Origin of the sequence: Pseudomonas botevensis, assembly GCF_019145475.1 — a bacterium.
In the GTDB taxonomy this organism is placed as follows: Bacteria; Pseudomonadota; Gammaproteobacteria; order Pseudomonadales; family Pseudomonadaceae; genus Aquipseudomonas; species Aquipseudomonas botevensis.
Window position 1 is genome coordinate 136,176 of record NZ_JAHTKI010000010.1, and the last position, 24,340, is coordinate 160,515.

The following is a 24,340-nucleotide window of genomic DNA, read 5'->3' on the forward strand; positions in this document are numbered from 1 at the left end:
CAGGCCAACCCCCTTCCGCTCCAGGAGTTACACCATGTCGCTGCGATCTATCGCCCTGCTGTCGTTTTGCGTGCTGTTGGTCGCATGCAGCAAGGTCAACCAGGAAAACTACTCGAAGCTGTCGGCCGGGATGGCCAAGGCGGAGGTCGAAAACCTGCTCGGTAAACCCACCGATTGTGCGGGCGCGCTCGGCATGTCCAGCTGCACCTGGGGCGACCAGAAAAGCTTTATCAGCGTGCAGTACGCCGGTGACAAAGTGTTGATGTTTTCCGGCCAAGGCCTGAAGTAAACCGGGGCTACGCGCCCACGGAGAAGAAAAATGAAGCGGTTATTGCTTATCCTTTTCGCCGGCCTGGTATTGGCCGGCTGCGCCACGACCGGTGAAGATCCGCTGGCGCCGAAGACTGTCAACAGCGTCAATCTCAAGCGTTACCAGGGCACCTGGTACGAGCTGGCGCGTCTGCCGATGTATTTCCAGCGCAACTGCGCCCAGTCCGAAGCCCGCTACAGCCTTCAGCCCGATGGCAACCTCGGGGTTTTCAACCGCTGTCTGACCACGGATTGGCAGTGGGAAGAAGTCAAAGGCACGGCTTATCCACAGGTGCCGGGCAAGACCGACAAATTGTGGGTCGAGTTCGACACGTGGTTCTCGCGGCTGATTCCGGGGGCGGCGAAGGGGCAGTACTGGGTGCTGTATGTCAGCGATGACTACAAGACCGCCATCGTCGGCGACCCGAGCCGCCGCTATCTGTGGCTGCTGTCGCGCACGCCGACCGTCAACGGTGTGGTACGCGAGGAACTGCTGAGCAAGGCGCGTCAGCAGGGTTACGACACCACGCGGCTGATCTGGCGGGCATCGGATCGGCAGATGGCCAAGACGTCCAACTGACGCACAACAAAAAACCTGTGGAGGGTGCCCTCCACAGGTTTTTTTGTATCAGCCCAACAGCTCTCGCAGAACCTGGGTGAACGCGCGGCTGCTGTCCTCTTCTGCGGCATGGTGGCCGTCGCGTACCACCCACTGACCGTTGACCAGCACATCACGCACCTGCCGATCACCGCCGGCAAACAACCAGCGGTTCAGGATCCCGTCGCCGCTGGCCGTCGCCAGATACGGATCGTTGCCATCGAGCACGATCCAGTCGGCGCGCTTGCCGACTTCCAGTGCGCCGATCGGTTGTCCCAGCGCCTGGGCGCCGCCGTCCAGTGCCGCGTCATACAGTGTGCGGCCGACCATTGGCTGATCCGCCCCGTACAAGCGATTGCGCCTTTGGTCGCGCAGACGCTGGCCGTATTCCAGCCAACGCAATTCTTCCACCACGCTCAGCGACACATGACTGTCGGAACCGATGCCCATGCGTCCGCCCTGGGCGAGGAAATCCACCGCCGGGAAAATCCCGTCGCCGAGGTTGGCTTCGGTGGTCAGGCACAGGCCGGCGATGGCGCGACTCTTGGCCATCAGCGTGACTTCTTCCGGGTTGGCGTGGGTGGCATGCACCAGGCACCAGCGCTGGTCGACTTCGGTGTTTTCGTACAGCCATTGCAGCGGACGGCGGCCGCTCCAGCTCAGGCAGTCATCGACTTCCTTCTGCTGTTCGGCGATGTGGATGTGAACCGGGCATTGTTTGTCGCTGGCCGCCAGCACTTCGCTGATCTGCTGCGGCGTGACCGCGCGCAGCGAGTGGAAACACAGCCCCAGCGACTGGGCTTTCTGCTGCGCCAGCAACGGTCGCAGGCGCGATTGCAGGTTCAGGTAGTTTTCGGTGCTGTTGATGAAGCGACGCTGGCCGTCATTGGGTGTCTGCCCGCCGAATCCCGAGTGACTGTAGAGCACCGGCAGCAGGGTCAGGCCGATCCCGGCGGAGCTGGCGGCCTGGCTGATGCGCAGCGCCAGTTCGGCAGGGTCCGCATAAGGCTGGCCGTTGTTGTCGTGGTGAACGTAATGGAACTCGGCGACCGAGGTGTAACCGGCCTTGAGCATTTCGATGTACAGCTGGCGGGCGATGACGCCCAGTTGCTCCGGGCTGATTTTTCCGACGAGCCGATACATCAGATCGCGCCAGGTCCAGAAACTGTCATTGGGATTGCCGGCCACTTCCGCCAGTCCCGCCATCGCCCGTTGAAAGGCGTGGGAGTGCAGGTTCGGCATTCCCGGCAGCAGCGGACCGCTCAGCCGTTCGGCGCCGTCTGCGGTGGAATCGGCCTGGATACGGGTCAATACGCCCTCGGCGCTGACCTCAAGACGTACATTATTGGCCCATCCGTTAGGCAGCAGTGCGCGTTCGGCAAAGAAGGCGGACATGGTTCAGCACCCCATCGTGTGTTATTTGTATATACATATACAGACGTTTGCCTGCCCGGTAAACTCCGGCAAGCTAGCAACTTTCATCAAATGAACAGGGATCAACCGTGCCGACTCCGCCTCCAGTCTCCCCGTTGGCCGCGAACATGGGCGAAAGTCCGGCGCCCTTGTACGCCCGCGTCAAACAGATGATCACGCAACAGATCGACAGCGGTAACTGGCCGCCGCACTACCGCGTTCCGTCGGAAAGCGAGCTGGTCAGTCAGTTGGGTTTCAGCCGGATGACCATCAACCGCGCGCTGCGGGAAATGACCGCCGACGGTCTGCTGGTGCGCATGCAGGGTGTCGGTACTTTCGTCGCCGAGCCGAAGAGCCAGTCCGCGCTGTTCGAAGTGCATAACATCGCCGACGAAATCGCCTCTCGTGGCCATCGCCACACCTGCCAGGTCATCACCCTGGAAGAAGAGGCTGCCGGTTCCGAACGCGCCCTGGCCCTGGACATGCGTGAAGGGCAGAAGGTGTTCCACTCGTTGATCGTGCATTTCGAAAACGACATTCCGGTGCAAATCGAAGACCGTTTCGTCAACGCGCTGGTCGCCCCGGAATACCTCAAGCAGGATTTCACCCTGCAAACGCCTTACGCCTATCTCAACCAGGTCGCGCCGCTGACCGAGGGCGAGCATGTGGTCGAAGCGATCCTCGCCGAACCGTCCGAGTGCAAATTGCTGCAGATTGAAAAGGGCGAGCCGTGCCTGCTGATCCGTCGTCGTACGTGGTCGGGGCGTCAGCCGGTGACGGCGGCGCGCCTGATTCATCCCGGTTCTCGTCATAGTCTGGAAGGACGGTTTCATAAATGAGTGGTTTGAAGGTTTTACGCGCCGAAGGCTACCCGCGCATGCCGTGGAAAAACGGCGGCGGCAGCACCGAGGAAATCACCCGCGACGCCGGCGCGGGTCTTGATGGCTTTGGCTGGCGCCTGTCGATTGCCGACATCGGCGAGTCGGGCGGCTTCTCGACCTTCACCGGTTATCAGCGGGTTATCACCGTATTGCAGGGCGACGGCATGACCTTGTGCGTCGACGGTGACGACACTCGCCCGCTGTTACCTCTCGACCCGTTCGCTTTCAGCGGCGAGAGCCAGGTGTCTTGCACGTTGCTCGGCGGCGCGATCCGCGACTTCAACCTGATCTACGCACCCCAGCGTTACAGCGCACGTTTGCAATGGCTGGAGGGCGAGCAGCGGTTGTTCAGCTCGGCGGCGACGGTACTGGTGTTCAGTGTCAGCGAACGGCTGGAAGTGAAGGTCGCTGACCGTGTTTCGCAGCTTGGGCGCCATGATTGCCTGCAACTGGACGGTAACACTGGCCTGGTGGAAATCGCCGTCAATGCTGCGTGCTGCGTGATTGAGCTGACGGCACACTGAACCAATACTCAAGCGACACCTTTGCGGGCAAGCCCGCTTCCACAGGATCTGTGGGAGCAGGCTTGCCCGCGATGCTTTTTGTCGCCACCAATCCGTTTCCCATCGCGCACCAACTTGTTACCGAACGCCCCAGCGTGGCGCAAAATCACGCTCACGTAACAACCTGGCGCCCCCGCCGAAAATCCCCCTGAAAAATTTCATACACGCCAGAACCCTTGATTCAGGCGCCCTCCAGCCCTGTCCGCGATTTTTCTTGAACGCCTCTCCAGCAAGTTGGCCGCTTGATTGCATATGCTTGTATGTACAAGTAAAGACGTATGCATATGAGTTGATCGAGACTCGAAGCAGCGTCCACTGATTCGCTTGTCGCGCAGAGAAGCGCACAGGCTGCTTGCCCACTGCCAGGGTTGGTTTGAATTGATCGCTGAGGAGTCTTTTTCGTGACTGACAACAATCGCACCAAATTCCGTGACGTCGAAATCCGTGCCCCACGCGGCAACAAGCTGACCGCCAAGAGCTGGCTGACCGAAGCGCCGCTGCGCATGCTGATGAACAACCTCGACCCGGAAGTGGCCGAAAACCCGAAAGAGCTGGTGGTCTACGGTGGTATCGGCCGGGCGGCGCGCAACTGGGAGTGCTACGACAAGATCGTTGAAACCCTGACCAACCTGAACGACGACGAAACCCTGCTGGTGCAGTCGGGCAAACCGGTCGGCGTATTCAAGACGCACAGCAACGCCCCGCGCGTGCTGATCGCCAACTCCAACCTGGTTCCACACTGGGCCACCTGGGAACACTTCAACGAACTCGACGCCAAAGGCCTGGCCATGTACGGCCAGATGACCGCCGGCAGCTGGATCTACATCGGCAGCCAGGGCATTGTTCAGGGCACCTACGAAACCTTCGTTGAGGCCGGTCGTCAGCACTACAACGACAACCTCACCGGCAAGTGGGTCCTGACCGCCGGCCTCGGCGGCATGGGTGGCGCCCAGCCACTGGCCGCGACTCTGGCCGGTGCCTGCTCGCTGAACATCGAATGCCAGCAGATCAGCATCGATTTCCGCCTGAAAACCCGTTACGTCGATGAGCAGGCCACCGACCTCGACGACGCGCTGGCCCGTATCGCCAAGTACACCGCCGAAGGCAAGGCAGTCTCCATCGCCCTGTGCGGCAACGCTGCTGAAATCCTCCCGGAACTGGTCAAGCGTGGCGTGCGTCCGGACATGGTCACCGACCAGACCAGCGCCCACGATCCGCTCAACGGTTACCTGCCGGCCGGCTGGACCTGGGACGAATACCGTGCCCGCGCCAAGACCGAACCTGCCGCTGTGGTAAAAGCCGCCAAGCAATCGATGGCCGTCCACGTCAAAGCCATGCTCGCCTTCCAGAAAATGGGCGTGCCGACCTTCGACTACGGCAACAACATCCGTCAGATGGCCCAGGAAGAAGGCGTCGAGAACGCCTTCGACTTCCCGGGCTTCGTACCGGCCTACATCCGTCCGCTGTTCTGCCGTGGCATCGGCCCGTTCCGTTGGGCGGCGCTGTCGGGCAACGCTGAAGACATCTACAAGACCGACGCCAAGGTCAAGGAACTGATCCCGGACGACGCCCACCTGCACAACTGGCTGGACATGGCGCGCGAGCGCATCAGCTTCCAGGGTCTGCCGGCACGTATCTGCTGGGTCGGCCTGGGTCTGCGCGCCAAGCTCGGTCTGGCGTTCAACGAAATGGTCCGTAGCGGTGAGCTGTCGGCGCCGATCGTTATCGGTCGCGACCACCTCGACTCCGGTTCGGTCTCCAGCCCGAACCGCGAAACCGAATCGATGCAGGACGGTTCCGATGCCGTGTCCGACTGGCCGCTGCTCAACGCTCTGCTGAACACCGCGAGCGGCGCGACCTGGGTGTCCCTGCACCACGGCGGCGGCGTCGGCATGGGCTTCTCCCAGCACTCGGGCATGGTGATCGTCTGCGACGGTACTGACGAAGCGGCCGAGCGTATCGCTCGCGTCCTGCACAACGACCCGGGCACCGGTGTCATGCGTCACGCCGATGCCGGTTACCAGATCGCCATCGACTGCGCCAAGGAGCAAGGCCTGAACCTGCCGATGATTACCGGCAAGTAATGCAAGCTCTGCTGGTTGTGGGAGCGGGCTTGCCCGCTCCCTCGCAAGCCAAAACAAAAACAACACCCAGAACAATCCACAGAGGTTGAATCATGGCAGGCAACACCGATCGTGCAGGCAACAAACCGTTGATCGAAAGGCGTTCGATCGACTACATCCCGGAAGTGGAAAGACACGGTCGTCTGTTGAGTCAGTTCACCCTCTGGTTGGGCGCCAACCTGCAAATCACCGCGATTGTTACCGGGGCGTTGGCCGTGGTGCTGGGCGGTGATGTGTTCTGGTCGTTGATCGGTCTGCTGATCGGGCAACTGCTCGGCGGTGGGGTGATGGCGCTGCACGCGGCGCAAGGACCGAAACTGGGCCTGCCGCAGATGATCTCCAGCCGGGTGCAGTTCGGGGTTTATGGCGCGGCCATCCCGATCGTGCTGGTGTGCCTGATGTACCTGGGTTTCACCGCGACCGGCACCGTGCTGTCCGGACAGGCGCTGGGTCAGCTGTTTGGTGTCAGTGACACCGTCGGCATCCTGATCTTCGCCAGCGTTATCGTGCTGGTCACGGTGCTCGGCTATCGAGTGATCCATTGGATCGGCCGTGTCGCCAGTGTCATTGGCGTCATCGCTTTCGTGTACCTGTTCAGTCGGCTGATGAGCCAGACCGATGTCGGCGCGCTGCTGGAAATCCGTCACTTCAGCTGGAGCAGCTTCCTGCTGGCGGTGTCGCTCGCGGCCTCCTGGCAGATCGCTTTCGGTCCGTATGTGGCGGACTACTCGCGTTACCTGCCGAGCAAGACGTCGTCGGTGAAAACCTTTTTCGCCGCCGGTGCAGGTTCGGTGGTGGGCGCGCAGGTGGCGATGATTCTGGGTGTGTTTGCCGCTGCGTCGGCTAACGGCCAGTTCGCCGGTCATGAAGTGGCTTACATCGTCGGTTTGAGCGGCAGTGGTGCCGTCGCTGCGCTGCTGTACTTCAGCATCGCGTTCGGCAAGGTGACCATTTCCACGCTGAACTCCTACGGCAGCTTCATGTGCATCGCCACCATCATCAGCGGTTTCCGTGGCCACTTGCAGGTTTCGCGCATGCAACGTCTGGTGTTCGTGCTGGTGATCGTCGGCGCGGCCACCCTGATCGCGTTGCTCGGCCAGCATTCGTTCCTCGGTGCCTTCAAGTCCTTCATCCTGTTCCTGCTGGCGTTCTTCACGCCCTGGAGCGCGATCAACCTGGTGGACTACTACTGCATCACCCGCGAGCGCTATGACGTGCCGGCGCTGGCTGATCCGAACGGTCGCTACGGCCGCTGGAACCTCCTCGGCATCAGCGTCTATGTGTTCGGTGTGCTGGTGCAGTTGCCGTTCATCTCCACCAAGTTCTACACCGGTCCGCTGGTGGCAGCGCTGGGTGACGTGGATATTTCCTGGATTATCGGTCTGGTGCTGCCCGCCGCGCTGTATTACGTGTGTGCCAGAAAGTGGCACGGCACAGTACCCGATCAACTGATTCTGCCGGTCGAGCAGAGCAGCGTTGCACAACCTAAAACAAGCGGGGCCGGTCGCGCTGCGGCGCAGGCCTGATTTGGACGTGGACAGGGCTGGATGCCTCTTGACTGCCGTAAGCCAACTCATGATTAGGAGCGTCACAACAATGAAATCGAACAAGACCCTGCTGACCACTTTGCTTTCCATGGGCCTGCTGGCCAGCGCTGGCGCCACCCAGGCCGCCGGCTGGTGCGAGTCCGGCAAACCGGTGAAGTTCGCCGGCCTCAACTGGGAAAGCGGCATGCTGCTGACCGACGTCCTGCAAGTGGTGCTGGAGAAAGGTTACGACTGCAAGACCGACAGCCTGCCGGGCAACTCCATCACCATGGAAAACGCCCTGAGCACCAACGACATTCAAGTCTTCGCCGAAGAGTGGGTCGGTCGCAGCGAGGTCTGGAACAAGGCCGAGAAGGCCGGCAAGGTTGTCGGTGTCGGTGCGCCGATCGTCGGCGCCATCGAGGGCTGGTACGTGCCGCGCTATGTGGTTGAGGGCGATGCCAAGCGCAAGCTCGAAGCCAAGGCTCCTGACCTGAAGCACATCTCCGACCTGGGCAAATACTCGGCGATCTTCAAGGATGCCGAAGAGCCGTCCAAGGGCCGTTTCTACAACTGCCCGGCCGGCTGGACCTGCGAGCTGGACAACACCGAAATGCTCAAGAGCTACGGCCTGGAAAACACCTACACCAACTTCCGTCCGGGCACCGGCCCGGCACTGGATGCGGCGGTGCTGTCGAGCTACAAGCGTGGCGAGCCGATCCTGTTCTACTACTGGTCGCCAACCCCGCTGATGGGCCAGGTCGACGTGATCAAGCTTGAAGAAAAGGCCGGCGTCGACAAGTCCGTGAGCATTAAGGTCGGTCTGTCCAAGACCTTCCACGAGCAGGCTCCGGAGCTGGTGACCGTGCTGGAAAAGGTCAACCTGCCGATCGATCTGCTGAACCAGAACCTGGGCCGTATGGCGAAGGAACGTATCGAGTCGCCAAAACTGGCGAAAATCTTCCTCAAGGAACATCCTGAGGTCTGGCACGCGTGGGTAAGTGAAGACGCTGCCAAGAAAATCGACGCGGCGCTGTAGGTCGAATTCCTCCCGGCCAACCGAGAGGCTGGCCGGGGTGTTCGCCGCAATCGCTTGATTGAGTTTCCTGATTGAGAGCCGCTTATGTTTCCCGAAAGCTTTACCTTTTCCATCGCCGACTGGGTCAACGGTTGGGTCGATGCGCTGGTCACCAACTACGGCGATGTGTTCCGCCACATCTCTGACACCCTGTTGTGGGCCATCGTCAATCTTGAAGGCCTGCTGCGCGCCGTGCCGTGGTGGCTGATGCTGGCTGTGGTCGCCGGGATCGCCTGGCACGCCACCCGCAAAGTGGTCACCACCGCCGTGATTGTCGGTCTGCTGTTCCTGGTCGGCGCCGTCGGCCTGTGGGACAAACTCATGCAAACCCTGGCGCTGATGCTGGTGGCGACGCTGATCTCGGTGCTGATCGGCATACCGCTGGGGATTCTCTCGGCGCGCAGCAATCGTCTGCGTTCGGTGCTGATGCCGCTGCTCGACATCATGCAGACCATGCCGAGTTTCGTGTACCTGATCCCGGTGCTGATGCTGTTCGGCCTGGGCAAGGTGCCGGCGATTTTCGCCACCGTGATCTACGCCGCGCCGCCGCTGATCCGTCTGACCGATCTGGGCATCCGCCAGGTCGACGGCGAAGTGATGGAAGCGATCAACGCCTTCGGTGCCAACCGCTGGCAGCAACTGTTCGGCGTGCAACTGCCGCTGGCCCTGCCAAGCATCATGGCCGGGATCAACCAGACCACCATGATGGCCCTGTCGATGGTGGTGATCGCCTCGATGATCGGTGCCCGTGGCCTGGGTGAAGATGTACTCGTGGGGATTCAGACCCTCAACGTCGGACGCGGCCTCGAGGCCGGCCTGGCGATCGTGATTCTCGCAGTGGTCATCGACCGCATTACCCAGGCGTATGGTCGGCCACGGCATGAGGTGAGCAAATGAACAACGCAACCGTGAGCAAGATCGAAGTCAAAAACGTCTTCAAGATTTTCGGCAACCGCGCCAAGGATGCGCTGGCGATGGTCGGCCAGGGCAAGACCAAGGATCAGGTGCTGAACGAAACCGGTTGCGTGGTCGGGGTCAACGATTTGTCCCTGAGCATCGGCACCGGCGAAATCTTCGTGATCATGGGCCTGTCCGGCTCCGGCAAATCGACCCTGGTGCGCCACTTCAACCGTCTGATCGACCCGACCAGCGGGGCGATCCTGGTGGACGGCGTGGACATCCTGCAATACGACATGGACGCCCTGCGCGAATTTCGCCGGCACAAGATCAGCATGGTGTTCCAGAGCTTCGGCCTGCTGCCGCACAAGTCCGTGCTGGACAACGTCGCCTACGGCCTGAAAGTGCGCGGCGAGAGCAAGCAACTGTGCGCCGAACGCGCGCTGCACTGGATCAACACCGTGGGCCTCAAGGGCTACGAAAACAAATACCCGCATCAGCTCTCCGGCGGTATGCGTCAGCGTGTCGGCCTGGCCCGCGCCCTGGCGGCGGACACCGACATCATCCTGATGGACGAAGCCTTCAGCGCCCTCGATCCGCTGATCCGCGCGGAAATGCAGGATCAGTTGCTGGAGCTGCAAAAGACCCTGCACAAGACCATCGTCTTCATCACCCACGACCTCGACGAGGCCGTGCGCATCGGCAACCGCATCGCGATCCTCAAGGACGGCCGCCTGATCCAGGTCGGCACCCCGCGCGAGATCCTGCATTCGCCGGCGGATGAGTACGTCGACCGGTTCGTGCAGCGGCGGGCGGCGGTGGTCTGATGATCGTTCTCACGCAGAGCGTGGGAACGCTCAAGTCAATGTTCGGATGAGGTTAATGATGTCCCAGGCTGAAAAAATCGTGATCGCCGATGCCCCGATGCGTTGGCAGGATGTGGTCGCCGTCGCCCGTCATGGCGCCCAGCTCGAGCTGTCGGCCCAGGCCTGGGCGCGCATCGCAAACGCCCAGGCGATCGTCCAGCGCATCGTCGCCAGCGGCGAGCGTGCCTATGGCGTGAACACCGGGCTCGGCGCCTTGTGCAACGTCTCGCTGAAAGACGAGCAACTCAGCCAGTTGTCCCGCAACACCTTGCTCAGCCACGCCTGTGGTGTCGGCCCGGTTCTGAGCGATGAGCAGACCCGGGCAATCATGTGCGCGGCGATCCGCAATTTCAGCCAAGGTAAATCCGGCGTTCATCCGCAGGTTGTCGAAGCGTTGCTGGCGTTGCTCAATCGCGGCATCACGCCGCAAGTGCCGTCTCAGGGCTCGGTGGGTTACCTGACCCACATGGCGCACATCGGCATCGCGCTGCTGGGCGTGGGCAATGTCAGCTATCGCGGGCAAGTCGTCGCGGCGCAACAGGCGCTGGCCGAAGAAGGCCTGCAACCGGTGCAACTGGGGGCGAAGGACGGTCTGTGCCTGGTCAACGGTACGCCGTGCATGACCGGCCTGAGTTGCCTGGCGCTGGCCGATGCCTCGCGTCTGGTGCAGTGGGCCGACGTGATTAGCGCCATGAGTTTCGAGGCCCAGCGTGGCCAGATCGCGGCATTCGACGCCGAGATCATCGCGCTCAAGCCGCATCCGGGCATGCAACGGGTCGGCGTCAACCTGCGCGCCTTGCTCGACGGCAGTGAAGTGATCGCTTCGAGCAAAGGCATTCGCACTCAGGACGCGCTGAGCATCCGTTCGATCCCGCAGGTGCATGGCGCCGCGCGCGATCAACTGGAACACGCGACCCGACAGATCGAAACCGAACTCAACGGCTGCACCGACAACCCGCTGTTGCTGGGCACTCCAGACGATTTCCGGGTCATGTCCCAGGCCAACCCGCACGGTCAATCGGTGGCGCTGGCGGCGGATCTGCTGGCGATCGCCATGGCCGAAATCGGCTCGATTGCCGAGCGGCGCCTGGATCGTCTGATCAACCCGCACGTCAGCGGTCTGCCGGCGTTCCTGGTGGCCAATCCGGGGGTGAACTCCGGGATGATGATCGTGCAATACGTCGCCGCGTCGTTGTGCGCGGAAAACCGCCAACTGGCGCAACCGGCGGTGCTCGACAACTACGTCACCTCAGGCTTGCAGGAAGACCATCTGAGCATGGGCACCAACGCCGCGCTGAAGCTGCACCGTGCGCTGGAAAACTGCACGCAGATCCTCGCCATCGAGTACCTGCTGGCGGCACAGGCTTTCGAGTTCCTCAAGGAACAGCGTTTTGGCGCCGGCACCGATGTCGCCTGGCGACTGCTGCGCGAAACCGTTGCGGCCTACGATCAGGATCGCTGGCTGGCGCCGGATATCGCCGCGGCCGCGCGCGTGCTGAAAGATTCGAATCTGCTGTACAACGCTTTACCGGATTTGCACTGACAAGACCCCATACCAGCGTGCCAAGGCGCGGATCGCCCAGAAGGCGGGAAGCGACGGATAACGGAATGCTCCGGAGCGACTGGTAGTTAATAACAATCTCTCAAAAGGAGCATTTAAATGACTGCGCTGAACCTGATTCCCGGCCAACTGAGCCTGGCCCAACTGCGTGACGTCTACCAGAACCCGGTCAAGCTGACCCTCGACAACAGTGCTTCAAAGCAGATCGAGGCCAGCGTGGCCTGCGTCGAGCAGATCCTCGCCGAGAATCGCACCGCTTACGGCATCAACACCGGTTTCGGTCTGCTGGCGTCGACCCGCATCGCCAGCGAAGACCTGGAAAACCTCCAGCGCTCGCTGGTGCTGTCCCACGCCGCCGGTGTCGGCGAGCCGATCAGCGATGCGCTGGTACGCCTGGTCATGGTGCTCAAGGTCAACAGCCTCAGCCGTGGTTTCTCCGGCATCCGTCGCGTGGTGATCGACGCGCTGATCGCGCTGATCAACGCCGAGGTTTATCCGCACATTCCGCTGAAAGGTTCGGTCGGTGCTTCCGGCGACCTCGCGCCGCTGGCGCACATGTCGCTGGTGCTGCTGGGCGAGGGCAAGGCGCGCTACAAGGGCGAATGGATGGAGGCCACCGAAGCGCTGAAAGTCGCCGGCCTCACGCCGCTGACCCTGGCAGCGAAAGAAGGTCTGGCGCTGCTCAACGGCACTCAGGTGTCCACCGCGTTTGCCCTGCGGGGTCTGTTCGAAGGTGAAGACCTGTTTGCTGGTGCGCTGGCGGTCGGTGGCCTGACGGTTGAAGCGGTGCTCGGTTCGCGCTCGCCGTTCGACGCCCGTATTCACTCGGCCCGTGGGCAGAAAGGCCAGATCGACGCCGCTGCCGCTTATCGCGATCTGCTCGGCGAGCGCAGTGAAGTGTCCGACTCGCATCAGAATTGCGAGAAGGTTCAGGACCCGTATTCGCTGCGCTGCCAGCCGCAAGTCATGGGCGCCTGCCTGACCCAGTTCCGTCAGGCCGCCGAAGTGCTGGCGATCGAAGCCAACGCCGTGTCGGATAACCCACTGGTGTTCGCCGCCGAAGGCGATGTGATTTCCGGCGGCAACTTCCACGCCGAGCCAGTGGCCATGGCCGCTGACAACATGGCGTTGGCCATCGCCGAAATCGGCTCCCTGAGCGAGCGCCGTATCTCGCTGATGATGGACAAGCACATGTCGCAACTGCCGCCGTTCCTGGTGGCCAATGGCGGGGTCAACTCCGGGTTCATGATCGCCCAGGTGACCGCAGCGGCGCTGGCCAGCGAGAACAAGGCGCTGGCGCATCCGCATTCGGTGGACAGCCTGCCGACTTCGGCCAACCAGGAAGACCATGTGTCGATGGCTCCGGCTGCCGGCAAGCGCCTGTGGGAGATGGCCGAGAACACTCGCGGGATTCTCGCGGTGGAATGGCTGGCGGCGGCGCAGGGGCTGGATCTGCGTGAAGGCCTGAAGACTTCGGTGAAACTGGAAAAGGCGCGCGGGATTCTGCGTCGTGAAGTGCCGTTCTACGAGAAGGACCGGTTCTTCGCGCCGGACATCGAGGCGGCGACCGAGTTGCTGGCTTCGCGCAGTCTGACCGAGCTGGTGCCGGCGAAGTTGCTGCCGAGCCTGTAAGGACGCCACCCCCTCACCCCAGCCCTCTCCTCCAAGGGGGAGATGGGAAAGGGAGCCGATATTTGTGCTTTTCAGAACTTGAGTTCAACTCGAAATCTCAGGTCGGTGCACATCGAACAAACACCTCGGTCAGTCCCAGGGTGAGGGGCTTTCAAGGTTTTTTCGAACTGGAGTTCGGCCCGGAATTTCAGGTCGGCGTGCCTCGAAAGAACAACCCGGTCAGTCCCCTCTCCCTCCGGGAGAGGGTTAGGGTGAGGGGGCTCTTGCGGGCTCCCCGTCAAACGAATTCCAACGGAGGCCAACAGTGAAAACCCTCTGGCAACACTGCCACGTCGCAACCATGGCGCAGGGCGTCTACTCAATCATCGAGGATGCGGCCATCGTGACGTCCGGTGCACTCATCGAGTGGATCGGTCCGCGTCATCAATTGCCTGCCGGCGAATACCCGGCGGTCAACGACTTGCAAGGCGCGTGGGTCACTCCGGGCCTGATCGACTGCCACACCCATACGGTGTTCGGCGGTAACCGCAGCGGTGAGTTCGAGAAGCGCCTGCAAGGGGTCAGCTACGCGGAAATCGCCGCCCAGGGCGGCGGCATCGCCAGCACCGTGCGCGCCACCCGCGAGGCCTCGGAAGACGAGCTGTTCGCCAGCGCCGCCAAGCGTCTGAAAAGCCTGATGCGTGACGGCGTGACCACGGTCGAGATGAAGTCCGGCTATGGCCTGGACCTGGCCAGCGAGCGCAAGATCCTGCGGGTGATCCGTCGGCTTGCCGACGAACTGCCGATCAACGTGCGCAGCACCTGCCTGGCCGCTCATGCGCTGCCGCCGGAGTACGTCGATCGCGCCGATGCCTACATCGATCACATCTGCACCGAAATGCTCCCGGCCCTGGCCGCCGAAGGGCTGGTGGATGCGGTGGATGCGTTCTGCGAATACCTGGCGTTTTCCCCGGAGCAGGTCGAGCGGGTCTTCGTCGCCGCGCAAAAACTCGGCCTGCCGGTCAAGCTGCACGCCGAACAACTGTCGTCGCTGCACGGCTCCAGCCTGGCCGCACGTTATCACGCGTTGTCCGCCGATCACCTGGAGTTCATGGACGAGTCCGACGCCATCGCGATGGCTGAGTCCGACACCGTCGCGGTGCTGCTGCCGGGGGCGTTCTATTTCCTGCGCGAAACCCAATTGCCACCGATGGAGGCCTTGCGCAAACACAAGGTAAAGATCGCCATCGCCAGCGACCTCAACCCTGGCACCTCGCCAGCGCTGTCGTTGCGCCTGATGCTGAACATGGCCTGCACCTGTTTCCGCATGACCCCGGAAGAAGCCCTGGCCGGCGCGACCATTCACGCTGCGCAGGCGCTGGGCATGGCCGCGACCCACGGTTCGCTGGAAGTCGGCAAGGTCGCGGACTTCGTCGCCTGGCAGATCGACCGGCCGGCGGATCTGGCGTACTGGCTGGGTGGTGAGCTGGACAAACGCGTCGTGCGTCACGGCGTTGAATCAAGTCTGTAGGAGAGCGGTTGTGGATAAGGTTCTGAATTTCAAACAAGGTCGCGTGCCGTTGCTGATCAGCATGCCCCACGCCGGTGTGCGTCTGACGCCAGCGGTCGAGGCCGGGCTGATCCCGGACGCGAAAAGCCTGCCGGACACTGACTGGCATATTCCCCAGCTCTACGACTTCGCCGCTGAACTGGGTGCCAGCACCCTGGCCGCCGAGTACTCGCGCTTCGTCATCGACCTGAACCGGCCGTCCGACGACAAACCGCTGTACGCGGGCGCCACCACCGGGCTGTACCCGGCGACGCTGTTCGATGGCATTCCGCTGTTCAAGGAAGGGCTGGAACCGTCGAAAGCCGAGCGCGCGACCTATCTGGAGCAGATCTGGACGCCGTACCACCGCACCTTGCAGCAAGAGCTGGCGCGGCTGAAAGCCGAGTTCGGCTACGCGCTGCTGTTCGATGCGCACTCGATCCGCTCGATCATTCCGCACCTGTTCGACGGCAAGCTGCCGGACTTCAACCTCGGCACCTTCAATGGCGCCAGCTGCGACCCACAACTGGCGACGCAACTGGAAGCGATCTGCGCCCGTCACGGCGATTACAGCCATGTGCTGAACGGACGCTTCAAGGGCGGCCACATCACCCGTCATTACGGCAACCCGGCGCAAAACATTCATGCGGTGCAACTGGAACTGGGCCAGTGCACGTACATGGAAGAGTTCGAGCCGTTCCGCTATCGCGCCGATCTGGCCGAGCCGACGCGGGTGGTGCTCAAGGAGTTGCTGCAAGGCTTACTGGCCTGGGGCGAGCGTTACTACCCGTCCTGAGCCTGCCACCCGCCCTGTGGGAGCGAGCAACCCCGCTCCCACAGGGCGGGTAAACAGTCGCCACCGTGCAAGTCCCGGTCGCCACAGTTCGCTTTTCCCCCTCGATGCCTGCGTAATGTTTCGGCCACGGTGCACAAAGACACCGCTCCGACAATAATCCGCTGCCGCTCGAGACGAACCCCGATGAAAAAACTGTTCACTCGTTGTGCGTTAATCCTCACGAGCAGTGTCCTGCTCAGTTCCCCTGTTCTGGCCAGTGACGACGCGTCCTGCAAGGCTGTGCGCATGGGCGTGGTCAACTGGACCGATGTGATCGCCACCAGCGGCATGGCCGATGTGCTGCTCAATGGCCTGGGCTACGAAAGCAAACAGACCAGCGCGGTGCAGCAAATCATCTTCGCCGGCATCCGCGACAAGCGCCTGGACATCTTCCTCGGCTACTGGAAACCGGCGATGGACAAGAACATCGCGCCGTTCCTCGCCGCCAATCAGGTCAAGGTCATGGACAAGCCGAGCCTGGCCGACGCGCAAGCGACCCTGGCGGTTCCGGATTACGTCGCGGCGGCGGGCCTCAAGACCTTTTCCGACATCGCCCGCTTCAAGGATCAACTGGGCGGTAAGATCTACGGCATCGAACCCGGCAGCGGCGCCAACACCACGATCAAGACCATGATCGAAACCAACCACTTCGGCCTCAAGGATTTCAAGATCATCGAGTCCGGTGAAGCCGGCATGCTCGCCGCCGTGCAGCGCGCGGTGAACCGCAAGGAGTTCGTGGTGTTCGTCGGCTGGACCCCGCACCCGATGAACATCAACATGAAGATCACCTACCTGACCGGCAGCGAGGACGTCTACGGCCCCAACGAAGGCGCCGCCACCGTGTCCACGGTGACTTCGCCGGATTACGCCGAACGCTGCCCGAACGTCCATCGACTGCTGGAAAACCTGACGTTCACCGCCGCCCTCGAAAGCCAGTTGATGGTGCCGATCATGGAGCGCAAGACCCCGCAGGACGTGGCCAGGAGCTGGCTGCGTGACCACCCCGAAGACTTGCAGCGCTGGCTGGCCGGTGTCAGCAGTTTCGACGGCAAGGACGGCGTGGCCACGGTTCAGGCCAGCCTGAAAAACTGATGGGCACTTATCCACTGTCCGCAGCGATGTCGGCGTTCGTCGCCAAAACCCTCGGCTACGCCAGCGAAGACAGCAGCCTCGACGGCCTGCGCAAGGCATACGACGACATGTGCCGGGCGTTCACCCCCGAGCGCCCGGTCGGACTTGAGGTGGTGGACTTCCAGTTGAACGGCGTGGCGGTGCGTTCCTATCGCCCGCCGGTGAAACCACCGTCCAGCGGCTGGCCCTGCGTGTTGTACCTGCACGGCGGCGGCTGGGTGGTGGGCGGGCTCGATTCCCATGACTTCATGTGTTTCGAACTGGCCATGGCGCTGGGCGCGATGGTGGTGGCGGTGGATTATCGGCTGGCGCCGGAGCACCCGTTTCCGGCCGGTTTCGAGGATTGCCTGAGCGTCTGGCGCGCGTTGCGTGGCGGGCCGTTCTGGTTCGATCCGCAGCGGATGCTGGTGGCGGGGGACAGCGCTGGCGGCAATCTCGCCGCCGCGTTGTGCCTGGCATTGCGCGATGCCGATGAACGGCTGCCGAGTGCTCAGGTGTTGATCTACCCGGGCCTCGGGGGCGACGAACATCTGCCGTCACGCCGTGAATGCGCCGATGCGCCGTTGCTCGGCAGCAGTGATGTCGACTGTTATCACGCGTTGTATCTGCGCGGCACCCGTCAGCCCGGCGCCTACGCGATGCCGCTGCTCGCTGGCGATCTCAGTGATCTGCCGCCGGCCTGGATCGCCGTGGCGCAATTCGATCCCTTGCGTGACGATGGGGTGCGTTACGCCGAGCGCCTGAACGCCGCCGGTGGCGATGCGGTGCTGTATGACGGCGAAGGGCTGGTTCACGGTTGCCTGCGCGCTCGCGGCCAGGTCGCCGAGGTCGACCGTCTCTACGAAAAGCTGCTGGGGTTTATGGCTGACAAATTGTGACAGCGTGCGGGCATGCTCATTGACGTAAATCGGGTTTATGATGCCGGACGGCAGAATAATAGAAGTCCCCCCAGGGATGAACTCGACCCCTTACGGAGCGCGCAATGCAGACATTGTTTCCGCAGATCAAACCTCACGCCCGGCACGATCTGGCTGTCGATGACACCCACACGCTGTACGTCGATGAAAGCGGCTCGCCGGAAGGTTTGCCCGTGGTGTTCATCCATGGCGGCCCCGGCGCCGGGTGCGATGCCCAGAGCCGTCGCTACTTCGATCCGAACCTGTATCGCATTGTCACCTTCGACCAGCGCGGCTGCGGACGCTCCACCCCGCACGCCAGCCTGGAAAACAACACCACCTGGGATCTGGTCGCCGACCTCGAGCGGATCCGCAAGCACCTGGGCATCGAGAAATGGGTGCTGTTCGGTGGTTCCTGGGGTTCGACCCTGGCCCTGGCCTACGCCCAGACCCATCCGGAGCGGGTGCATGGCCTGATCCTGCGCGGGATCTTTCTCTGCCGTCCGCAGGAAATCGAATGGTTCTACCAGGCCGGCGCCAGCCGTCTGTTCCCGGATTATTGGCAGGACTACATCGCACCGATCCCGCTGGACGAGCGCGACGACCTGCTCAACGCCTTCCACAAACGCCTGACCGGCAACGATCAGATTGCGCAGATGCACGCCGCCAAGGCCTGGTCGATCTGGGAAGGGCGCACCGCGACCCTGCGGCCGAACCCGCTGGTGGTCGATCGCTTCTCCGAGCCGCAGCGCGCGCTGTCGATTGCGCGGATCGAATGCCATTACTTCACCAACAACGCGTTCCTTGAGCCGAATCAGCTGATTCGCGACATGGGCAAGATCGCCCACCTGCCGGGCGTGATCATCCACGGCCGCTACGACGTGATCTGCCCGCTCGATAACGCGTGGGAACTGCATCAGGCCTGGCCGAACAGCGAATTGCAGGTGATCCGCGATGCCGGTCACGCCGCCTCCGAGCCAGGTATCACCGATGCCCTGGTGCGCGCCGCCAGCAAAATGGCCCGGCGTCTGCTCGACCTGCCGCCCGAAGAAGCATGAAGGGGCTTCTGCAACGCGTGAGAAGCGCGCGGGTCGAGGTGGCAGGGGAGGTGGTCGGCGCGGTCGACCAGGGTTTACTGGTGCTGGTGGCGGTCGAACCCGACGACACGCGGGCCAGCGCCGACAAACTTCTGCATAAGCTGCTTAACTATCGGGTATTCAGCGATGCCGAGGGCAAGATGAATCTTTCCCTCGCGGACGTTGGCGGCGGGTTGCTGCTGGTCTCTCAGTTCACCCTCGCCGCCGACACCAAAAGCGGGTTGCGTCCGAGTTTCTCGACCGCCGCCCCTCCGGCCCTGGGTGAGGAACTGTTCGACTATCTATCAGGCAAAGCGAAACAGGTGCATGGCACTGTGGCATCAGGTAGATTCGGCGCGGATATGCAGGTGCATCTGGTCAACGATGGCCCGGTAACCTTTCTGTTACAGACGTAAAAACCCTTGAAACATCTTTTTAAGGGCTTTTCGACTGAAAACAGGGATTTTTCGCGATAAATACTTTGTTACCCCTGATGCGTTGTAACGCGGGCTGCTAGATAATCGCGCGCTACGGGGATCAGCGTTCGTTGGTCCATTTTGACTTAGGTAGAGACTTGTCCGGATCCGATTGGGGAATCATTTTGCCCCAGCGGAGTCGGAACAATGCTCGCCAACTTGGCAAGGGTGCTCTGGAAAGGTCGGTTTTCGTGTACCGAAGACCTCACAGACACTTCATCTGGCCGTTGGTTTTTTGATCTGTTTTCGGCGAGGGTTGCTCGTGATTGTTAGTCCCTGTAATGCAGCAAAATTGTCTGCCAAACGCTTGCGAAGCGCTCTGGTAGCGGGCTCGGCACTCGTGTGCCTGCTCAGCGCCGGCCAGCTTTGGGCATTCAATCTTGACGATGTATCGGCCAAGGCTAAAGAGCTGGCCGGGCAGAAGTTCGAAGCCCCGCGCAGCAACCTGCCGAACGAATTCCGTGACATGAAATTCGCGGACTACCAGAAAATTCGTTTCCGCACTGAAAAAGCCGAATGGGCCGACCAGAAAACCCCGTTCAAGCTGTCCTTCTATCACCAGGGCATGCACTTCGATACGCCGGTGAAAATCAACGAAATCACGGCGAACACCGTCGAAGAGATCAAATACGATCCGTCGCGTTTCGATTTCGGCGATCTGCAGTTCGATCCTAAAGCCACCGAGCAACTGGGTTACGCCGGTTTCCGTGTGCTGTACCCGATCAACAAGGCCGACAAGCAAGACGAAATCATGACCCTGCTGGGCGCGAGCTACTTCCGCGTCGTCGGCAAGGGCCACACCTATGGTCTGTCGGCCCGTGGCCTGGCGATCGATACCGCTCTGCCGTCCGGCGAAGAGTTCCCGCGTTTCCGCGAATTCTGGGTGCAGCAGCCGAAACCGGGCGACAAGCATCTGGTGATCTTCGCCCTGCTGGATTCGCCGCGCGCCACCGGTGCCTACCGTCTGATCGTGCGTCCGGGCAGCGACACCATCGTCGACGTCAAGGCGCAGATGTTCCTGCGTGACAAGGTCGGCAAACTGGGCATCGCGCCGCTGACCAGCATGTTCCTGTTCGGCGCCAACCAGCCGTCGAAAGTGCTCAACTACCGTCGTGAACTGCACGACTCCAGCGGCCTGTCGATCCATGCCGGCAACGGCGAGTGGATCTGGCGTCCGCTGAACAACCCGAAACACCTGGCCGTGAGCAACTTCAGCGTCGAGAACCCGCGCGGTTTCGGCCTGCTGCAACGTGGCCGTGATTTCAGCCACTACGAAGACCTCGATGACCGCTACGACAAGCGCCCAAGCGCCTGGATCGAGCCGAAGGGCGAGTGGGGCAAGGGCACCGTCGACTTGGTGGAAATTCCGACCGCCGACGAAACCAACGACAACATCGTTGCGTTCTGGAGCCCGGAAAAAATGCCGGAGCCGGGCCAGCCGCTGGACTTCGCCTACCGCATGCACTGGACCAACAACGAGTCGAACATCCATGCGATCGACAGCGCCTGGGTCGAGCAGACCCTGCGTTCGACCGGTGACGTCAAGCAGTCGAACCTGATCCGTCAGCCGGACGGCACCGTTGCCTATCTGATCGACTTCACCGGCCCGTCCCTGGCGGCATTGCCGGCGGATGCGGACGTGCGCAGCCAGGTCAGCGTCGGCGACAACGCCGAACTGGTCGAGAACAACGTGCGCTACAACCCGGAAACCAAAGGCTGGCGCCTGACCCTGCGGTTGAAGGTCAAGGATGCGAGCAAGGCCACCGAAATGCGTGCTGCCTTGGTGCAGAACGTGGTGCCGACCGACCTGGCGAAGCTCTCGCTGCCAGCGTCGAACTCCTCCGTCGCCAAGGCCGACAAGGTTGCCGCCAAGCAACAAGAGAAAGCCGACAAGGAAGCCAAGGCAGCCGAGGCCAAACAGGCCGACGCCAAGCCAGCGGCAGAAGCCAAGGACAAGGCCAACAAAGACGCCAAGCAGCCTGCCGCTGCCGACGCGGCCCCAGCCACACCGGAATCGGCCTCGACTGAGCAAGTCCTGACCGAGACCTGGAGCTATCAGTTGCCTGCCGATGAGTAACTCTCAAGTACAGCCGGAGACTCTTTCCGAGTATCTGGCGCATTTGCCGATGACCGACGAGCAGCGCGCGGAACTCGCGGGCTGCCAGTCCTTCAGCGAACTGCATCAACGCCTGTCGTCCAGCACGTTCGACGCCCCTGCCGAAGCCGCCCAGGCTTCGGTGGGCAAGCGCCTGACCCTGAGCACCGCCGAAGAGCTGGAAGAGGCGGAAATGCTGGTGCTCGACGCCAATGGCCGGGTCAGCCTCAAGGCCACGCCGCCGATCCGCCGGACCAAGGTCGTGCCGGAGCCGTGGCGCACCAACATTCTGGTGCGTGGCTGGCGCCGCCTGACCGGCCGGACCAATCCGCCGCAGCCACCGAAAGACGAGAACGTGCTGCCCGCCGCGCGCTGGCGCACCGTCGGTTCGATCCGCCGCTACATTCTGTTGCTGCTGATGATCGGCCAGACCATCGTCGCCGGCTGGTACATGAAAGGCATCATGCCGTACCAGGGCTGGTCGTTCGTCGATCTCGAAGAGGTCATGCACCAGCCGTTGCTGCAAACCGCCACGCAAGTGCTGCCGTATGCGCTGCAAACCAGCATCCTGATCATGTTCGGGATTCTGTTCTGCTGGGTGTCGGCCGGTTTCTGGACCGCGCTGATGGGCTTCCTCGAGTTGCTCACCGGTCACGATAAGTACCGCATCTCCGGGAAAAGCGCCGGCAACGAGCCGATTCCGAAAGACGCGCGCACCGCGTTGGTGATGCCGATCTGCAACGAAGATGTGCCTCGGGTGTTCGCCGGTCTGCGCGCGACTTTCGAGTCGGTCGCGGCCACCGGTGACCTGGATCGCTTCGACTTCTTCGTCCTCAGCGACAGTAACGACACCGATATCTGTGTGGCCGAGCAGCAGGCCTGGCTGGACGTCTGCCGCGAAGCCAAGGGCTTCGGCAAGATCTTCTATCGCCGCCGTCGCCGCCGCGTCAAACGCAAGAGCGGCAACCTCGACGACTTCTGCCGTCGCTGGGGCGGTGACTACAAGTACATGGTCGTGCTCGACGCCGACTCGGTGATGAGCGGCGAGTGCCTGACCAGTCTGGTGCGCCTGATGGAAGCCACGCCGGACGCCGGGATCATCCAGACCGCGCCACGTGCCTCGGGCATGGACACGCTGTATGCACGCATGCAGCAGTTCGCCACCCGCGTGTACGGCCCGCTGTTCACCGCCGGCCTGCACTTCTGGCAGTTGGGTGAATCCCACTACTGGGGTCACAACGCGATCATCCGCATGAAGCCGTTCATCGACCACTGCGCCCTCGCGCCGTTGCCGGGCAAAGGTGCGTTCTCCGGTGCGATCCTGTCCCACGACTTCGTTGAAGCGGCGCTGATGCGTCGTGCCGGCTGGGGCGTGTGGATTGCCTACGACCTGCCGGGCAGCTACGAAGAACTGCCGCCGAACCTGCTCGACGAACTCAAGCGTGACCGGCGCTGGTGCCACGGCAACCTGATGAACTTCCGCCTGTTCCTGGTGAAGGGCATGCACCCGGTACACCGTGCGGTGTTCCTGACCGGCGTGATGTCTTACCTGTCGGCGCCGTTGTGGTTCTTCTTCCTGGTGCTGTCTACCGCGCTGCTGGCGGTGAACACCCTGATGGAGCCGCAGTACTTCCTCGAGCCGCGCCAGCTCTATCCGCTGTGGCCGCAATGGCACCCGGACAAGGCGATCGCGCTGTTCTCGACGACGATCGTGCTGCTGTTCCTGCCGAAACTGCTGAGCATCATCCTGATCTGGGCCAAGGGCGCGAAAGAGTTCGGCGGCAAGTTCAAGGTGACCCTGTCGATGCTGCTGGAGATGCTGTTCTCCATGCTGCTGGCGCCGGTGCGGATGATTTTCCACACCCGTTTCGTCCTTGCCGCGTTCCTCGGCTGGGCTGCGACCTGGAATTCGCCGCAACGTGACGACGACTCCACGCCATGGAGCGAAGCGGTCAAGCGTCACGGTCCGCAGACCGTGCTGGGCTTCTTCTGGGCGTTGCTGGTGATCTGGCTGAACCCGAGCTTCCTGTGGTGGCTGGTGCCGATCGTCGGTTCCCTGATGCTGTCGATCCCGGTATCGGTGATTTCCAGCCGTGTCGGCCTGGGCCTCAAGTCCCGTGACGAGAGCCTGTTCCTCATTCCTGAGGAATACAACCCGCCACAGGCGTTGCTGGCGACCGATCAGTACACCCACGAAAACCGCTGGCATGCCCTGAACGACGGCTTTGTCCGCGCGGTGGTCGATCCTCAGCAGAACGCCCTGGCGTGCTCGCTGGCGACCTCCCGTCACGGCCAGGCCGAGCCGATCGAGTGGCTGCGCCAGGAGCGCGTGCGTCACGCGATCAAGGTCGGCCCGGCGGCGCTGAGCAACCATGATCGCCTGCAACTGCTGAGCGATCCGGTAGCCCTGGCGCGCCTGCACGAGCAGGTGTGGGCCGAAGGTCACGCCGAGTGGCTGGATGCATGGCGGGCTTCGGTGAAAGCCGATCCCCATGCGCCGTTGCTGCCGCTCAAGCCTGTGAGCTTGCAGGCGCAACCGGCCTGATGAAGAACCCCGCGAAAGCGGGGTTTTTTTTGCATGCTCAAAAGCCCCTCACCCTAACCCTCTCCCGGAGGGAGAGGGGATTGATTGGGGGATGCTCCAGCGCTACGCCGACCTGAAAGCGTGATATTGAATCCAATGCCCCAAACAGAGATGTCGAGTCGAACTCAGGATTGGAAACTGACGGAGATCGGCTCCCTTTCCCCCTCGCCCCCTTGGGGGAGAGGGCTGGGGTGAGGGGGTAATTCTTGAATGTTAAACAAATCGTCCATTAACCCTTGTGCAAACGAGCGAGTGCGTTAGCATCCGTCCCC

At 62.2% G+C, this 24,340-nt stretch carries 20 protein-coding genes; 19 read left to right on the plus strand and 1 reads right to left on the minus strand.

Annotated features, from left to right (window positions below):
* Nucleotides 1-34 precede the first annotated feature (34 nt).
* Nucleotides 35-289, plus strand: coding sequence for an outer membrane protein assembly factor BamE (locus tag KVQ74_RS15105; RefSeq protein ID WP_217831880.1), 255 nt, complete (start codon nucleotides 35-37; stop codon nucleotides 287-289).
* A gap of 30 nt (nucleotides 290-319) precedes the next feature.
* Nucleotides 320-889 (plus strand): lipocalin family protein, encoded by a 570-nt coding sequence (locus tag KVQ74_RS15110; protein ID WP_217831882.1) that lies wholly within the window; start codon nucleotides 320-322, stop codon nucleotides 887-889.
* 48 nt (nucleotides 890-937) lie between these two features.
* Here the strand turns inward: KVQ74_RS15110 and KVQ74_RS15115 are convergent, their stop codons facing one another.
* Nucleotides 938-2,302: a formimidoylglutamate deiminase gene (locus tag KVQ74_RS15115; protein WP_217831884.1), complete on the minus strand. Its 1,365-nt coding sequence runs from the start codon at nucleotides 2,300-2,302 to the stop codon at nucleotides 938-940.
* A 146-nt stretch (nucleotides 2,303-2,448) separates the two neighbouring features.
* Between KVQ74_RS15115 and hutC the strand changes: the two genes are divergently transcribed.
* From hutC to mdoH, 17 genes are all read left to right on the plus strand, one after another.
* On the plus strand, nucleotides 2,449-3,159 hold the full coding sequence (gene hutC / locus KVQ74_RS15120) for a histidine utilization repressor (RefSeq protein ID WP_217832043.1): 711 nt from the start codon (nucleotides 2,449-2,451) through the stop codon (nucleotides 3,157-3,159).
* Nucleotides 3,156-3,725, plus strand: coding sequence for a HutD/Ves family protein (locus KVQ74_RS15125; protein WP_217831886.1), 570 nt, complete (start codon nucleotides 3,156-3,158; stop codon nucleotides 3,723-3,725). Before hutC ends, KVQ74_RS15125 begins: the two co-directional genes overlap by 4 nt.
* Nucleotides 3,726-4,165: 440 nt before the next feature.
* The gene (hutU, locus tag KVQ74_RS15130) at nucleotides 4,166-5,848 is read left to right on the plus strand and encodes a urocanate hydratase (protein ID WP_217831888.1); all 1,683 of its coding nucleotides are present in this window, start codon (nucleotides 4,166-4,168) and stop codon (nucleotides 5,846-5,848) included.
* 92 nt (nucleotides 5,849-5,940) lie between these two features.
* Nucleotides 5,941-7,413, plus strand: a complete 1,473-nt coding sequence (locus tag KVQ74_RS15135) for a purine-cytosine permease family protein (protein ID WP_217831890.1) — start codon at nucleotides 5,941-5,943, stop codon at nucleotides 7,411-7,413.
* A gap of 70 nt (nucleotides 7,414-7,483) precedes the next feature.
* Nucleotides 7,484-8,452, plus strand: coding sequence for an ABC transporter substrate-binding protein (locus tag KVQ74_RS15140; protein WP_217831892.1), 969 nt, complete (start codon nucleotides 7,484-7,486; stop codon nucleotides 8,450-8,452).
* An 84-nt stretch (nucleotides 8,453-8,536) separates the two neighbouring features.
* A complete protein-coding gene (locus tag KVQ74_RS15145) occupies nucleotides 8,537-9,388 on the plus strand; it encodes an ABC transporter permease (RefSeq protein WP_217831894.1) in 852 nt (283 codons plus the stop codon).
* On the plus strand, nucleotides 9,385-10,215 hold the full coding sequence (locus tag KVQ74_RS15150; protein ID WP_217831896.1) for a quaternary amine ABC transporter ATP-binding protein: 831 nt from the start codon (nucleotides 9,385-9,387) through the stop codon (nucleotides 10,213-10,215). Before KVQ74_RS15145 ends, KVQ74_RS15150 begins: the two co-directional genes overlap by 4 nt.
* 58 nt (nucleotides 10,216-10,273) lie before the next feature.
* Nucleotides 10,274-11,797 carry a histidine ammonia-lyase gene (gene hutH / locus KVQ74_RS15155; protein ID WP_217831899.1) on the plus strand — a complete coding sequence of 508 codons (1,524 nt, stop codon included), beginning with the start codon at nucleotides 10,274-10,276 and terminating at the stop codon, nucleotides 11,795-11,797.
* A 117-nt stretch (nucleotides 11,798-11,914) separates the two neighbouring features.
* Nucleotides 11,915-13,447, plus strand: a complete 1,533-nt coding sequence (gene hutH, locus KVQ74_RS15160; RefSeq protein ID WP_217831900.1) for a histidine ammonia-lyase — start codon at nucleotides 11,915-11,917, stop codon at nucleotides 13,445-13,447.
* Nucleotides 13,448-13,751: 304 nt separating this feature from the next.
* Entirely contained in the window at nucleotides 13,752-14,957 is a 1,206-nt protein-coding gene (gene hutI / locus KVQ74_RS15165) for an imidazolonepropionase (RefSeq protein WP_217831901.1), read from the plus strand.
* Nucleotides 14,958-14,967: 10 nt separating this feature from the next.
* Nucleotides 14,968-15,771, plus strand: coding sequence for an N-formylglutamate deformylase (hutG, locus tag KVQ74_RS15170; RefSeq protein ID WP_217831902.1), 804 nt, complete (start codon nucleotides 14,968-14,970; stop codon nucleotides 15,769-15,771).
* A gap of 183 nt (nucleotides 15,772-15,954) precedes the next feature.
* Nucleotides 15,955-16,902 carry a choline ABC transporter substrate-binding protein gene (locus KVQ74_RS15175; protein WP_217831903.1) on the plus strand — a complete coding sequence of 316 codons (948 nt, stop codon included), beginning with the start codon at nucleotides 15,955-15,957 and terminating at the stop codon, nucleotides 16,900-16,902.
* A complete protein-coding gene (locus KVQ74_RS15180) occupies nucleotides 16,902-17,819 on the plus strand; it encodes an alpha/beta hydrolase (protein WP_217831904.1) in 918 nt (305 codons plus the stop codon). Before KVQ74_RS15175 ends, KVQ74_RS15180 begins: the two co-directional genes overlap by 1 nt.
* Nucleotides 17,820-17,923: 104 nt before the next feature.
* The gene (pip, locus tag KVQ74_RS15185) at nucleotides 17,924-18,895 is read left to right on the plus strand and encodes a prolyl aminopeptidase (RefSeq protein ID WP_217831905.1); all 972 of its coding nucleotides are present in this window, start codon (nucleotides 17,924-17,926) and stop codon (nucleotides 18,893-18,895) included.
* Complete coding sequence (dtd, locus tag KVQ74_RS15190) at nucleotides 18,892-19,329, plus strand: D-aminoacyl-tRNA deacylase (RefSeq protein WP_217831908.1); 438 nt, start codon at nucleotides 18,892-18,894, stop codon at nucleotides 19,327-19,329. The genes pip and dtd overlap by 4 nt, the downstream gene beginning before the upstream one ends.
* Before the next feature lie 322 nt (nucleotides 19,330-19,651).
* A complete protein-coding gene (locus KVQ74_RS15195; RefSeq protein ID WP_217831910.1) occupies nucleotides 19,652-21,466 on the plus strand; it encodes a glucan biosynthesis protein G in 1,815 nt (604 codons plus the stop codon).
* Nucleotides 21,459-24,029 carry a glucans biosynthesis glucosyltransferase MdoH gene (mdoH, locus tag KVQ74_RS15200; RefSeq protein WP_217831911.1) on the plus strand — a complete coding sequence of 857 codons (2,571 nt, stop codon included), beginning with the start codon at nucleotides 21,459-21,461 and terminating at the stop codon, nucleotides 24,027-24,029. Before KVQ74_RS15195 ends, mdoH begins: the two co-directional genes overlap by 8 nt.
* Nucleotides 24,030-24,340 lie beyond the last annotated feature (311 nt).

What these genes read in the sequence shown, in the direction of transcription:
- KVQ74_RS15125 (WP_217831886.1), top strand. Translation starts at nt 3,156, where the DNA reads ATGAGTGGTTTGAAGGTTTTACGCGCCGAAGGCTACCCGCGCATGCCG.
- KVQ74_RS15140 (WP_217831892.1), top strand. Translation starts at nt 7,484, where the DNA reads ATGAAATCGAACAAGACCCTGCTGACCACTTTGCTTTCCATGGGCCTG.
- KVQ74_RS15175 (WP_217831903.1), top strand. Translation starts at nt 15,955, where the DNA reads ATGAAAAAACTGTTCACTCGTTGTGCGTTAATCCTCACGAGCAGTGTC.
- KVQ74_RS15150 (WP_217831896.1), top strand. Translation starts at nt 9,385, where the DNA reads ATGAACAACGCAACCGTGAGCAAGATCGAAGTCAAAAACGTCTTCAAG.
- KVQ74_RS15110 (WP_217831882.1), top strand. Translation starts at nt 320, where the DNA reads ATGAAGCGGTTATTGCTTATCCTTTTCGCCGGCCTGGTATTGGCCGGC.
- KVQ74_RS15135 (WP_217831890.1), top strand. Translation starts at nt 5,941, where the DNA reads ATGGCAGGCAACACCGATCGTGCAGGCAACAAACCGTTGATCGAAAGG.
- dtd (WP_217831908.1), top strand. Translation starts at nt 18,892, where the DNA reads ATGAAGGGGCTTCTGCAACGCGTGAGAAGCGCGCGGGTCGAGGTGGCA.
- KVQ74_RS15105 (WP_217831880.1), top strand. Translation starts at nt 35, where the DNA reads ATGTCGCTGCGATCTATCGCCCTGCTGTCGTTTTGCGTGCTGTTGGTC.
- KVQ74_RS15145 (WP_217831894.1), top strand. Translation starts at nt 8,537, where the DNA reads ATGTTTCCCGAAAGCTTTACCTTTTCCATCGCCGACTGGGTCAACGGT.
- KVQ74_RS15115 (WP_217831884.1), bottom strand. Translation starts at nt 2,302, where the DNA reads ATGTCCGCCTTCTTTGCCGAACGCGCACTGCTGCCTAACGGATGGGCC.
- KVQ74_RS15180 (WP_217831904.1), top strand. Translation starts at nt 16,902, where the DNA reads ATGGGCACTTATCCACTGTCCGCAGCGATGTCGGCGTTCGTCGCCAAA.
- pip (WP_217831905.1), top strand. Translation starts at nt 17,924, where the DNA reads ATGCAGACATTGTTTCCGCAGATCAAACCTCACGCCCGGCACGATCTG.
- hutH (WP_217831900.1), top strand. Translation starts at nt 11,915, where the DNA reads ATGACTGCGCTGAACCTGATTCCCGGCCAACTGAGCCTGGCCCAACTG.
- hutH (WP_217831899.1), top strand. Translation starts at nt 10,274, where the DNA reads ATGTCCCAGGCTGAAAAAATCGTGATCGCCGATGCCCCGATGCGTTGG.
- hutC (WP_217832043.1), top strand. Translation starts at nt 2,449, where the DNA reads ATGGGCGAAAGTCCGGCGCCCTTGTACGCCCGCGTCAAACAGATGATC.
- mdoH (WP_217831911.1), top strand. Translation starts at nt 21,459, where the DNA reads ATGAGTAACTCTCAAGTACAGCCGGAGACTCTTTCCGAGTATCTGGCG.